The following is a 12,421-nucleotide window of genomic DNA, read 5'->3' on the forward strand; positions in this document are numbered from 1 at the left end:
AAAAGTTCCAAGTTTCAAAAAACGCAACTGGCGAGGGCAGACAAAGGCTATGGCGGACAAGCGGACCAAGAGCGCAAAGCTGGCACAAAAGGCCGAAAGCGACGGTGCGAATCTGCGTCTTGGCCAATTGCGCCTGTTGATTGCGCTTGATGCGCTTCTTGTGGAAGGCAGTGTCGGTGGGGCGGCCAAGCAGATGGGCTTGAGTATTCCGGCCATGAGTCGCCTGCTCGGTCAGATTCGCGAACATTTCGATGATCCGATCTTTGTCCGTTCCGGCCGCGCGATGATCGCGACGCCAAAGGCCGAAGCATTGCGCGGGCGTTTGCGGCGCTTGGCCAATGAAGCCGATGCCTTGATGAAGCCTGGTTCTGAAAACGCGCAGGTGTCGGCCTGTACGGGTCATCATGGATGGAACCGCAGCGCCATCGTGACGCCGCCGCCATTGACGATCCGCAAGGTGACGGATCTGGAGAACCATCCATCGGCGGAATATACCGCCGCCCAGTTTGCCGACATCCAGAGCGAAAACGATCCGACGCGGCGGCTGGCGAAATATATTGCCGTCATTGGCCGTAAGGCGGGACACACCCGCCCGTTGGAAATGCATGAGGCCGAAGATGCCTTCACGACCATCTTTGCAGGCGAAGCCGACCCGATGCAGATCAGCGCGCTTCTGCGCCTGATCCACTATCGCGGTCTGACAGCGCCAGAGCTTGCGGGCATGGCGCGCGCATCGGGGCGGTTCTATGCCGCCGATGCCAGCATCAACACACCGGCGCTGGACTGGCCTGCCTATCTGTCTCCAAATTCGGCGCAGTCGCCATGGTTCATGCTGTCTGCATTGCTGGTCGCGCGCGCCGGATATCCGGTTCTCATGCATGGCAGTTGCGGTGTGGGTGAACTGGCGGGCAAGCTGGAGATCGCGGCAGAAGCGATCAATCTGCCGATTGCCACGTCGCATGAACTGGCGGAAAGCGCGCTGAGAGCCCATGGCATATGCTTCATGCCAATGGCCGGTTTTGCATCGCAGGTGCAGGCGCTGCTGGCGCTTTATCCGCTGTTCGAATCCCGTTCTCCGGTGAATAGTCTTGTGCATCTTCTCAACCCGATGGGGTTGAAATCGTCGTTTCTTGGCGTGTCCCAGCCAGCCTATCGCGAGCTGCACCGCGATGCGGCTGTGCTGCTCGACATGCAGTCGGTTTCGGTCGTCTCGACCAGCCGCGATGTGGCGGAACTCGTTCCGCATCGCAAGCACACCATCTATCGGTATGTGCAGGGGCAATCGAGCGCATTGCAACTGCCAACGCTTTCCAAGGAAAGCAGCGACAAGCATTCAAGCCTCAGCTCGTTTGAATATTGGCATGGGGTGTGGACAGGTGCGGCTATCGACAAGCGCGCCGAAGGCACGGTCATAGCCACGGCGGCCATGGCGATGATGACGGCGTCTGCCGCTGACAATGACAGCTACGATGCTTTTCACCAGAAGGCAGCCGACATGTGGCGCAACCGTCATGCGAGTAATGCCTGAGTGGCGGTGTTTGCATCAAAAAGTGGCAGGCCGTGGCGAAAATGGTGATTTCGAGAACCGGAGCGCAGCGTACATAAAGGTACGTGAGCACCGGAAGCGCAGAAATTGCCATTTGCAGCCCGGCATGGCGTCTTTTGGATCAAACACTAGGGGTTAACCCCAATATCTAGACCGTATCCTCCGTCCTATTATCCCCCCGTCAAGCAAATGGGGAGGATTTGCCGGAGGAGCGATACGTGCGAACTGATGGGCCATGTTCTGGCATCCGTTCCGCCACGACCCAACCCGTCCAGCGTCCTTTCAAGCTGACTCACCACACCACCGCTTAAGGCGTGCAGCGCGCGTATCCGCGCGCCGGTCAAGCCTCCCCATTTGGCGTCTGGTGTGGCGACCTGAGGAAGATCAGAAAGGACCCACTATGTCCAAGAAGAAATGCGCGATCATCGGTTCCGGCAATATTGGCACGGATTTGATGATCAAGGTGATGCGCACGTCGAAGAATATCGAGATGGGCGCAATGGTCGGCATCGATCCGAATTCGGATGGTCTGGCACGCGCCGCACGGCTCGGCGTACCGGTCACCCATGAAGGCATCGACGGGCTGCTGTGTATGCCGGAATATCGCGATATCGATATCGTGTTCGATGCAACCTCGGCCAAGGCGCATCTGCACAATGACGCGCTGTTGCAGAAGGATGGCAAGAAGGTCATCGACCTGACACCTGCCGCCATCGGCCCCTTCACCATTCCCGCCATCAATGGCGACGCCAATATTGATGAGCCGAACGTCAACATGGTCACATGCGGCGGTCAGGCGACGATCCCGATGGTCTATGCCGTCAAGCGCGCCACCGATCGCGTGGTCTATGGCGAAATCGTCGCTTCGATTTCGTCGCGTTCGGCTGGTCCCGGCACCCGCGCCAATATCGATGAATTCACCGAAACCACGTCGAAGGCGATCCGTGATCTGGGCGGTGCCGAACGTGGCAAGGCGCTGATCATTCTCAACCCTGCCGAACCGCCGCTGATCATGCGCGATACGGTGTTTGTTCTGTCGCAAGGTGGCAGCCGTGAAGCCATCGAGGCTTCGATTGCAGAAATGGTCAAGACGGTTCAGGCCTATGTGCCGGGCTATCGCCTGAAGCAGAAGGTGCAGTTCGAAGTCATCGGCGATAATGCGCCGGTTCGCGTGCCGGGCATCGGGCTCGTCTCGGGTCTCAAGACGACGATCCTGCTCGAGGTTGAAGGCGCAGCACATTATCTGCCTGCCTATGCCGGCAATCTCGACATCATGACATCCGCTGCATTGGTCACCGCCGATCATTGGGCAGCAAAAGCGCTTGCCAAGGAGGCTGCATAATGGCCCGCTCCAATCCCGATAAGCTCTATGTTCAGGATGTCACGCTGCGCGACGGCATGCATTCGATCCGCCACCAATACACGCTGAAGGATGTCGTCGCCATTGCGAAGGCGCTGGATGCAGCCAAGGTGGACGCGATTGAAATCACCCATGGTGACGGCCTTGCCGGTTCGACTTTCAATTATGGTTTCGGCCTGCATGACGATGTCGAATGGATCGGCGCAGTTGCCGATGCCTGCGAGCATGCCCGCGTCACCGTGCTGCTCATTCCGGGCATTGGCACGGTGCATGATCTGAAGGCAGCCTATGATGCCGGTGCACGCTCGGTTCGTGTTGCAACCCATTGCACCGAGGCCGACGTATCACGCCAGCATATCGAGGCTGCGCGTGAACTGGGCATGGACACGATCGGCTTCCTGATGATGTCGCATATGGCCGAGCCGGAAAAGCTGGTCGAGCAGGCGAAGCTGATGGAAAGCTATGGCGCGGAATGCGTCTATGTCACCGACTCGGCAGGCGCGCTGTTGCCCGAGCAATATACGCTTCGCGTGAAGGCGCTGCGCGATGCGCTGCGGCCTGAAACCGAAATCGGCGTTCACACCCACCACAATCTGACGCTCGGCGTTGCCAATGCCGTCGCCGGTATCGAAGCGGGCGCTGTTCGCGTCGATGCATCGCTGGCAGGCATGGGGGCGGGGGCGGGCAATGCGCCGCTTGAAGGTCTGATCGCCGTTCTCAACCGCAAGGGCATCGATACGGGCTGTGACCTCTATGGCCTGATGGATGCGGCTGACGATCTGGTGCGTCCGTTGCAGGACCGTCCGGTGCGGGTGGACCGTGAAAGCCTCTCGCTCGGCTATGCGGGCGTCTATTCGAGCTTCCTGCGTCATGCGGAAAACGCCTCGAAACTCTATGGCGTCGATACGCGCGAAATCCTCATCGAACTTGGCAAGCGCCGCATGGTCGGCGGCCAGGAAGACATGATCATCGACGTCGCGCTCGACATTCTCAAAAACAAGGCCGCGTAAGCGGCCCACTCAGGAGGAAATGCTATGACCGTCTTGGAGGGCGCGGCTTCTGCACGCGTAGAAAAAGACACTTTGATTACCGATGGCGACCGCCGTCGCGCGCTGATCGGCAGCGCGGTTGGCAGCACCATCGAATGGTATGATTACTTCCTTTATGGCACCATGTCGGCCATCGTGTTCGGAAAGCTGTTCTTTCCGTCCGACGATCCCGTCACCAGCCAGCTTCTGGCGCTCGCCTCTTTCGCTCTGGCCTTCTTGATCCGCCCGATTGGCGGCATTCTGTTCAGCCATATCGGCGATCGTATCGGTCGCAAGAAGACGCTTGTCATCACCCTTTCCATCATGGGCGTATCGACGGTGCTGATCGGCCTGATGCCGACCTATGCCACCATCGGCGTCTGGGCGCCGATCATCCTGACGCTTCTGCGTCTGTTGCAGGGCCTCGCCCTTGGCGGCGAATGGGGCGGCGGCGTGCTTCTGGCGGTGGAATATTCCCCGCGTCAAAAGCGCGGCTTCTATGGTGCGGTGCCGCAGACCGGCGCATTGTTCGGTCTGGCGCTCGGCAATCTCGTGACATCCGGCCTTGCGCTCGGCTTCACGGAAGAAGCATTCCTGTCCTATGGCTGGCGCATTCCGTTCGTGCTGTCCATCGTGCTGGTGGCCATCGGCATGTGGATTCGCAACGCCGTTGACGAAACCCCGTCCTTCAAGCGTGTGGCTGCGGCCAATACCGCGAAGAAAGTGCCGCTGTTCGAAACGCTGACCAAGCATTGGCGCGCGGTTCTGATCGTCATCGGTGCGAAGTTCATCGAGACCTCGACCTTCTTCCTGTTCGCAACCTTCACGGTTTCCTATCTCGTGGGATTGGGTTTCGAGCGCGTCCACGCTCTCAATTCGGTGCTGATCGCTGCATTGATCGCTGTTCCGGTCATGCTCTATTTCGGCAGCCTGTCCGACCGTATCGGCCGCAAGAAGGTCTTCCTGCTCGGCACGGTCGCCATGGTCATCTATACGGTGCCGTACTTCTGGCTGCTCAATCAGGGTTCGTGGCTCGTGGCGACGCTTGCCGTCGTGATCGGCTTTGCCATCATCTGGTCGACCTATGGTTCGGTGCTTGGCACGTTCTTCGCCGAAAGCTTCCCGGCAGATGTCCGCTATACGGGCGTTTCGCTTGGCTATCAGGTGGGCGCAGCCATCGTCGGCGGTCCGCTGCCGCTGATCGCAACGGCTCTGCTGGCCAAGTATAATGGCAGCTATCTGCCGATTGCTGTGTTCATCGCGTCTTGTGGCGTCATCTCGCTGATAGCGGTGGCTTGCACGACCGACAGAAGCGGCCATCAGCTCGACGACTGATCCTGATCTGCAAAATTGAAGAAGCCGGCTTAAGCCGGCTTCTTTTTTGCGCCTTCACTGAAGGATAGTTTCTGGCGAACCAGCTCCGCCACATTCGTCACTTGCATCTTTTCCATCACGCGGCTGCGGTGTACCTCGACCGTCTTGATGCTGATATCCATCAGATCGGCGATCTGCTTGTTGAGCTTTCCTGCCACAATATATTCCAGCACTTCCTTTTCGCGCTGCGTCAGGCTCTCATAGCGGCGGGCAAAATCATCCGCCTGCTGGCGCAGCCGCGCATTGTCGCGCGCCTTGGCGAGGCAGAATTCGATCCGCTCCAGCACATACTGGTCATCGAGCGGCTTTTCGATGAAATCCACCACGCCGTCACGAAAGGCTGTGACAGCCATCGGCACGTCGCCATGGCCGGTGACGATGATGGTCGGCAGATCGACGCCAAGTGCTTGCAGACGACGATGCAGCTCAAGACCGGTTATGCCCGACATGCGCACATCGGCAATCACGCAGCCGGACATGTCCGGTGATGCGACATCCAGAAAAGCTTCTGCCGAATCGAAAGCGCGAACCGTGTATTGGCTCGATTCCAGCAACCAGACGAGCGAATCCCGAAAAGCTTCGTCGTCATCGATGACATAGACCGCTTCGCTCATGCCGCGTTTTCCTGACAAGTGCCGCTTACCGGCAGCGTGAAATGAAAGGACATCCCCAGAGCTTGGCCTTGAGTTTGGCCTTGATTTGGCTCCGCCCAGAGCCTTCCACGGTGAAACTCCATGATCGAGCGGCAGATATTGAGCCCGACGCCCATGCCTTCGGCCTTGGTCGTATAGAAGGGATCGAATATCTTGCCCAGTTCGTCTTCCGCAATGCCTTGCCCGAAATCCTGCACGGTTGTTTCCACTTCCTGCCCGTCGGGGCTGATTCTGGCGGAAACAATGATATCGCGTCTCGGCGCGGGCATTGCCGATGTGGCCTCGATGGCGTTTCGTAAGAGATTGAACACAACCTGCTCGATCATTACCCGGTCGGCCAGAACGGTTGGCAGGTCTTTCGCGATATCAACCTTGATCTTGAAACCGCGCCTGCGCGATTCGATCTCGGCGATGGATGCAGTCTCCTCGACAATCTCCCGCAATATTTGCGGCTGCGGGGTCGGTTCGCTGCGACGCAGAAAATCGCGAATGCGCGACACGATGCCGGATGCGCGACTTGCCTGCCGCGACGCCTTCTTCATGGCGTCGAGCAACGCGGCACGGTCGTCGGTGCCAGCCTCCAGCCGCCGCACCGATCCCATGCAATAATTGCTGACTGCGGCGAGCGGCTGGTTCAGCTCATGGGCAAGGCTCACGGCCATTTCACCCATCGAAATCAGCCTCGCCGTCTGTTCGAGCCGCAAGGCGCTGTCGCGCTCGAAGGCAAGTGCGGCCTCGCGTTCGGCTTGCGCCTTGGCTTCCTGCTCGCGCATCTTTGCTTGCAAAATCTCGAACTCCTGGCCGGTTTTCTTGAAAATCTCCACGGCGCGCGCAATATCGCCAATCTCGTCGCGCCGATCCTGATCCTTGACCGTCAGATCATATTTGCGGCGGGTCAGCTGTCCGATTACCGCTGTCAGTCGCCCCAGCGGTCGCGTGATGCTGCGCGACAGGAGTATCAGAAGTGCCGTGGTGACAACGGCGATGGTGGCGAGAATGCCGCCAGCGCGCAGCAGCACGGCCTTGGTCTCACTATCCACATCCTCCAGATAGATGCCGGTCGCGATGAACCACCGCCATGGCTCGAATGGCATGACATAAGCCATTTTCTCGCCGCTCACATTTGTATTGGGCTTGGTGAATTCATAACGCACCACGCCGCCGCCGGACTTGGCGGTGTCGATCTGCATCTGCACGTAATGGCGGCCTTCGGAATCGACCAATGTGGATGCGTCCGTGCCTTCAAGATCGGGGCGGATCGGCAAAAGCACGGAATTGCCGTCGAAATCGTCGATGAAGAAATATTCGTCATTGGCATAACGCAGCTTGCGCAGGGTTTCGACGGCATTGTGCTTGGCCGCAGCTTCGCTGATCTCACCGCTTTGGAAGCGATCATATTCTTCCTGAATGATCTTGCGGCCGATTTCCGTCAGATTGCGAACCATGGTGACACGGTCATCGATCATCTGTTCGCGCAGCGCATGCACCGTCACCGCAGCCATGACCAGCAAGCCGATCAGGCTGACAAGGCTCGACAGAAGAAGTTTGGAACCGATGCCCAATTTGATTCTCATGATGAAATTTCGCCACCGCCAATAGAAGCGGTCAGCCCGCAATTCTCGTTTCCATTCACTGTTGCAGCAGCGCGGCAGCGTTGGCAACCGGCAGTGCACAAGGATTTTTTCCAATGCCGGGGTCTATCAACTTTGTGTCATTTGCCCTAGATCATCAAGGAATACGATACAGATTATCAGCCGTTGTCGTCGAAATGCCGCGACAACCAAATATGCCGGGTTCCAGCCTGTATGCAGTGGATGCCTCCCCATTGCCACGCGACAGGCCAGCTGGTTGCATCTCTGAAGGGCCTAAAATGGAAAAAGCAGATATCGGAATGGTCGGTCTTGGCGTGATGGGTTCCAACCTGGCGCTGAATATAGCCGAGAAAGGCTACACGGTTGCTGTCTATGATCGTGACGAGCCTGTGCTGAAAGCTTTCCTCGATAAAGCTGGTCCGCTGCGTGACAAGATCATCCCTTGCGCCACCTTCGAAGAATTGGCGGAAAATACGCGCAAGCCGCGTCCGTTCATCTTTCTGATCAAGGCGGGCGCGCCCGTCGATGCTGAAACGACCCGCCTCAAGGCCCTTCTCGAGAAGGGCGATATCATGATCGACGCGGGCAATTCCGATTATCGCGACACGGTCCGCCGTCTCAAGGCGCTCGGCCCGAACGATCCGACCTTCGTTGGCATGGGTGTTTCCGGCGGTGCGGAAGGCGCGCGCCATGGCCCGTCGATGATGGTGGGTGGAACGCCGGAAGCTTATGAGCGCATTGCGCCGATCCTTCTCGCTGCCGCTGCAAAATATAAGGGCGAGCCGTGCTGTGCACTGGTTGGTCCCGACGGTGCGGGCCATTTCGTCAAGACCATCCATAACGGCATCGAATATGCCGATATGCAGATGATCGCCGAAATCTACGGCATCCTGCGTGACGGTCTCAGCCTGTCGGCTCCGGCTATTGGCGATGTGTTCGAGAAATGGAATTCTGGCCCGCTCGATTCCTATCTGATTGAGATCACCGCCAAGGTTTTGAAGACCACCGATCCGGAAAGCGGCAAGGCGATGGTCGATATGATCCTCGATGAAGCCGGACAGAAGGGCACCGGACGCTGGGCTGCCATTGAAGCGCAGATGCTGGGCGTTCCTGCCACGGCAATCGAAGCTGCGGTTGCGGCGCGTTCGCTTTCGTCGCTCAAGGCCGAGCGGCAGGAAGCCGCGAGCATCTACAAGCCTGCGCCGCGCACGCTCGACGTTGCGGATCACACCAAGTTCCTTGCCGATCTGGAGCAGGCACTGCTTGCAGGCAAGATCGCAGCCTATGCGCAGGGCTTTGCGGTGATGGAAGCGGCCTCGAAAGAGCATGGCTGGAACATTCCGCTGGCCACCACGGCCCGTATCTGGCGCGCCGGTTGCATCATCCGTTCGGAACTGTTGGACGATATCGCCCAGGCATTCGAGGGCAATGAAAGCCGCAACCTGCTGCTGGCTCCGGCTTTTGTCGGGCGTATGCAAAAGGCGTCCAAGGGCTTGCGGAACATCGTTTCCAAGGCTGCGATTGCTGGTTTGCCGGTTCCCGCACTTGCATCGGCGCTCAACTATTTCGACAGCTATACGCAATCGCTCGGTACGGCCAATCTCATTCAGGGTCAGCGCGATTTCTTCGGTTCGCATGGCTTCAAGCGCATCGACAAGGATGGCGATTTCCACGGCCCGTGGGGCGAGTAATCGCTCCCTTTTCTTACTGCATTAAAAAAGCCGCCCAATCGGGCGGCTTTTTGTTTGCGGTTATGCTTCGTCAGGTTGCATCGAGATAGGGCTTCAAGGGCATATCGTCGTGCGTAGGGACAGTCTGCCGTTCGATCATGTGGTGAATGCGGGGAGGGCCGTCGCCGCGATGCAATTCATCAAGATGCTTTGCAATCTCGGCATCCGCATGGGTCAGCCGCTGGCTGTGACGAATATATTCAATCCAGGTCGGTACGTGGTAGCTTTCCGTCCAGATGCGCGGATTTTCCAGATCGCGCAGCAACACCCATTGCTTGGCGCCGTCGCGAATTCTGGTGCGCCGTCGCAGCGCCATTGTTGCGAGAAATTCCGGCACGTCTTTTTGGTCGATAGAATAATCGACCATCACCATGATTGGGCCGCTGCGCGCGCGCAGATCCAGCTGTAGTTGCGGCTCGCTGAAGGCGTTGGTCGGATCGAGGTTCAACGATTCGAAATTGGGCTGGCGCAAGATGAAGCCGAGCAGCCCGCCGACGATCAGTACCGCGCTTGCGATAAACAGCGCGCCCGAAACACTCTGCAAGTCGGCCAGTTCACCCCAGACCCAGCTGCCCAAGGCCATGCCGCCGAATGTCGCCGTCTGGTACAGCGACAAGGCGCGACCGACGACCCAGCGCGGGGTTGAAAGCTGGACCGTCACATTGAACAGCGAGAAGGCCTGCACCCAGGCCATGCCTGCTGGCATCAGCAGAAGGCAGCTCAGCCACACCCGGTTGCTCATGGCGAGGAAGAAACAGCTGACGGCGAGCGCGAAGAATGCGCCGCGGATCACCCATTCATTGCTGAGAATATCGCGCACCCGCCCGATCAGTAGCGCGCCGCAGATTGCGCCGAACCCGAAAAAGCCCAGCATAATGCCATAGGTAATGGCGGTGCCCTGCACCTGATCGCGTGCAACAAGTGGCAGGAGCGCCAGAATCACCACGGCGCTGAAGCCGAAAGCGAATGAACGCACCATCACCTTCAAAAGATTGGGCGACATGGTCACATAACGAAAGCCCGCCGACATGGCGCTGCCGAAGGATTCGCGCGGCAGCGGGTTGCGCGGTGTCACTTTCTTCCAGCGGAAAAGCGCGAAGATTAAAGCGAAATAGCAGAATACATTAAAGAGAAAGGCAAAGGCCGCACCAGCCGTCGCAACGATGATGCCGCCAATAGCCGGGCCGATGCTGCGCATGAGATTATAACTCATGCTGTTGAGCGCAACGGCTCCCGGCAAGTGTTCGCGGGGAACAATGTCACCCATCGAGGCCTGCCAGGATGGATTATAGAGTGCGCCACCGCATCCGATCAGAAATGTCAGGCTGAGCAGCAGCCACGGTGTCAGCACATTGCCATAAGCCAGCAGCGCTAGCATTGCCGAAAAGCACAGCATCATCATCTGCGCGATCAACATGATGCGGCGGCGGTCGTAATTGTCCGCCAATGCCCCGGCAGCGAGCGAAAAGATCATCACTGGTAAGGTCATCGATGCCTGAACGAGAGCCACCATCCCGTGCGATGTGGTCAGACTGGTCATCAACCAACCGGCGGCGACACCTTCGATCAGTCCACCCAGATTCGAAACCAGCGTTGCCGACCAGAGCGAACGAAATGTCCGGGACTGAAAGGATTCGAGCGGAGAGGCGCTTTTGGGCATGGCGATTTTCTGCATCTACAGGCTTGGCTCTGGCCTGTTGAAAACGGACTCAGAGAAAGCGCATCGGCGGGATGCAGACGAAAGTATAATGAATTGCGCGTTTCGGGAACAACCGAGTAAGAAATTGCCCATCACTGAACAAAACAGGATGAAATATCCCGTCGCTCGGGTTTGAGGCAGATTCCACTCACTTCTTACGACGCTATTTTATACGTCATCCTTATATATAGCAGTGTGAATGACGCCGTCCGCCCCGCACCAGGCGCGATACATGCCCTCGCTGTTCATAGGCAAGCTCATATTGCCTTTGCGATCCACGGCGATCAGTCCGCCTTCGCCGCCGATTGTCCCCAGTTCCCGTACAACATCGCCCGCAGCTTGCTGCAAGGTCTGACCGGCCCAACGCATGCGTGCGTCAATTTCATGCCCAACGGCCCAGCGAATGAAATATTCGCCATGCCCTGTCGCCGATATGGCCGCCGTTGCATTGTCAGCCCAGGTTCCTGCGCCAATGATCGGGCTATCGCCAACGCGTCCCGGTGTTTTGGCGGTCATGCCGCCAGTGGATGTTGCCGCCGCCAGATGGCCTTGGCGGTCAAGAGCGACTGCTCCGACGGTTCCGTGCTTGCGGGCGGGATCATCGTCACCGGTCAGTCCTTGGTTTCGCCGGTCCATGACCGCCTTAAGTGCAGTGAGACGCGGTTCGGTTGAAAACCAGTCCGGCGACATCATCTCAAGGCCGGCAGTCTCGCAGAATTGCTTTGCGCCTTCGCCCGCGAGAAAAACATGTTCGGTTTTCTCCATCACGGCGCGAGCTGCCAGAATCGGATGCCGTGGCCCGCAGATACCGGAAATCGCACCGCAGCTGCGTGTCGCGCCGTCCATAATGGCTGCGTCCATCTCGTGAGTCGCATTCGAAGTGAAGACAGCACCGCGTCCGGCATTGAATAGCGGATCATCTTCAAGCGCCATCACCGCAGCCGTTACTGCATCAAGCGCCGACCCATCTTTCTGCAAGACGCCAAGGCCAGCCTGAAGGCAGGCTTTAAGACCGGCATGAAAGGCAGCTTCGCGTTCCGGCGTCATCTTTGATTTGAGGATGACGCCTGCGCCGCCATGCAATGCAATAACTGGCGTGAATTCGGACATGAGGCAGCACCTTATATATGTGTGCAGTGAATAGTCCGCCTAGGCTAGCAGACAGATGCGATCCTCTGCCAACCATATAATGCAGCCGGTAATCGGGTGGCCGCTCAGTCCTGCCCGTTCAACGCAGAATCGAATGCCTATCCTGCCTAAGAAGTGGTAAAATTCTGACTTTCTCCCTGTGGAAAAGAAAACTGGAATTTTATTGATATAGGCGTTGACAGTTTGAGAGCTGGGGGCCTATATAGCGCCACAACGAGGGCGGCGACGCTGCTAGCGGCAGGTTGCTTCGTCCTTGAGTTCTGGTGAAAGTGGTTGACTTAGTGTTGGCT

9 protein-coding genes are annotated in these 12,421 nt (G+C 58.1%); 5 read left to right on the forward strand and 4 right to left on the reverse strand.

Going from position 1 to position 12,421, the window contains the following annotated elements; all coding sequences use genetic code 11:
• Positions 1–49: 49 nt before the first annotated feature.
• The 4 genes from FGI60_RS22365 (at position 50) to FGI60_RS22380 (ending at position 5,269) form a co-directional block, all read left to right on the forward strand.
• Positions 50–1,528 carry a glycosyl transferase family protein gene (locus FGI60_RS22365; RefSeq protein ID WP_138787064.1) on the forward strand — a complete coding sequence of 493 codons (1,479 nt, stop codon included), beginning with the start codon at positions 50–52 and terminating at the stop codon, positions 1,526–1,528.
• A gap of 418 nt (positions 1,529–1,946) precedes the next feature.
• Positions 1,947–2,888, forward strand: a complete 942-nt coding sequence (locus FGI60_RS22370) for an acetaldehyde dehydrogenase (acetylating) (protein ID WP_138787065.1) — start codon at positions 1,947–1,949, stop codon at positions 2,886–2,888.
• A complete protein-coding gene (gene dmpG / locus FGI60_RS22375) occupies positions 2,888–3,916 on the forward strand; it encodes a 4-hydroxy-2-oxovalerate aldolase (protein WP_138787066.1) in 1,029 nt (342 codons plus the stop codon). Before FGI60_RS22370 ends, dmpG begins: the two co-directional genes overlap by 1 nt.
• A 24-nt stretch (positions 3,917–3,940) precedes the next feature.
• A complete protein-coding gene (locus FGI60_RS22380) occupies positions 3,941–5,269 on the forward strand; it encodes an MFS transporter (RefSeq protein WP_138787067.1) in 1,329 nt (442 codons plus the stop codon).
• A 29-nt stretch (positions 5,270–5,298) separates the two neighbouring features.
• Here FGI60_RS22380 and FGI60_RS22385 read toward each other — a convergent pair whose 3' ends face one another.
• Together FGI60_RS22385 and FGI60_RS22390 are read right to left on the reverse strand one after the other, a co-directional pair.
• The gene (locus tag FGI60_RS22385) at positions 5,299–5,922 is read right to left on the reverse strand and encodes a response regulator transcription factor (protein WP_138787068.1); all 624 of its coding nucleotides are present in this window, start codon (positions 5,920–5,922) and stop codon (positions 5,299–5,301) included.
• On the reverse strand, positions 5,919–7,535 hold the full coding sequence (locus FGI60_RS22390) for a cache domain-containing protein (RefSeq protein ID WP_138787069.1): 1,617 nt from the start codon (positions 7,533–7,535) through the stop codon (positions 5,919–5,921). Before FGI60_RS22390 ends, FGI60_RS22385 begins: the two co-directional genes overlap by 4 nt.
• 296 nt (positions 7,536–7,831) lie before the next feature.
• On the opposite strand from FGI60_RS22390, the gene gndA reads away from it, so the two are divergent.
• Positions 7,832–9,244 (forward strand): NADP-dependent phosphogluconate dehydrogenase, encoded by a 1,413-nt coding sequence (gene gndA, locus FGI60_RS22395; protein WP_138787070.1) that lies wholly within the window; start codon positions 7,832–7,834, stop codon positions 9,242–9,244.
• Between the two features lie 70 nt (positions 9,245–9,314).
• Here the strand turns inward: gndA and FGI60_RS22400 are convergent, their stop codons facing one another.
• Together FGI60_RS22400 and FGI60_RS22405 are read right to left on the reverse strand one after the other, a co-directional pair.
• Positions 9,315–10,943 (reverse strand): MFS transporter, encoded by a 1,629-nt coding sequence (locus FGI60_RS22400; protein ID WP_138787071.1) that lies wholly within the window; start codon positions 10,941–10,943, stop codon positions 9,315–9,317.
• Positions 10,944–11,150: 207 nt separating this feature from the next.
• A complete protein-coding gene (locus FGI60_RS22405; protein WP_138787072.1) occupies positions 11,151–12,092 on the reverse strand; it encodes an isoaspartyl peptidase/L-asparaginase family protein in 942 nt (313 codons plus the stop codon).
• Positions 12,093–12,421 lie beyond the last annotated feature (329 nt).

Origin of the sequence: Brucella haematophila, assembly GCF_005938105.1 — a bacterium.
Classification (GTDB): Bacteria; Pseudomonadota; Alphaproteobacteria; order Rhizobiales; family Rhizobiaceae; genus Brucella; species Brucella haematophila.

Bases quoted from the DNA above. Each gene is read 5' to 3' on its own strand.
- FGI60_RS22365 (WP_138787064.1), top strand. From the start codon at position 50: ATGGCGGACAAGCGGACCAAGAGCGCAAAGCTGGCACAAAAGGCCGAA.
- FGI60_RS22370 (WP_138787065.1), top strand. From the start codon at position 1,947: ATGTCCAAGAAGAAATGCGCGATCATCGGTTCCGGCAATATTGGCACG.
- dmpG (WP_138787066.1), top strand. From the start codon at position 2,888: ATGGCCCGCTCCAATCCCGATAAGCTCTATGTTCAGGATGTCACGCTG.
- FGI60_RS22380 (WP_138787067.1), top strand. From the start codon at position 3,941: ATGACCGTCTTGGAGGGCGCGGCTTCTGCACGCGTAGAAAAAGACACT.
- FGI60_RS22385 (WP_138787068.1), bottom strand. From the start codon at position 5,922: ATGAGCGAAGCGGTCTATGTCATCGATGACGACGAAGCTTTTCGGGAT.
- FGI60_RS22390 (WP_138787069.1), bottom strand. From the start codon at position 7,535: ATGAGAATCAAATTGGGCATCGGTTCCAAACTTCTTCTGTCGAGCCTT.
- gndA (WP_138787070.1), top strand. From the start codon at position 7,832: ATGGAAAAAGCAGATATCGGAATGGTCGGTCTTGGCGTGATGGGTTCC.
- FGI60_RS22400 (WP_138787071.1), bottom strand. From the start codon at position 10,943: ATGCCCAAAAGCGCCTCTCCGCTCGAATCCTTTCAGTCCCGGACATTT.
- FGI60_RS22405 (WP_138787072.1), bottom strand. From the start codon at position 12,092: ATGTCCGAATTCACGCCAGTTATTGCATTGCATGGCGGCGCAGGCGTC.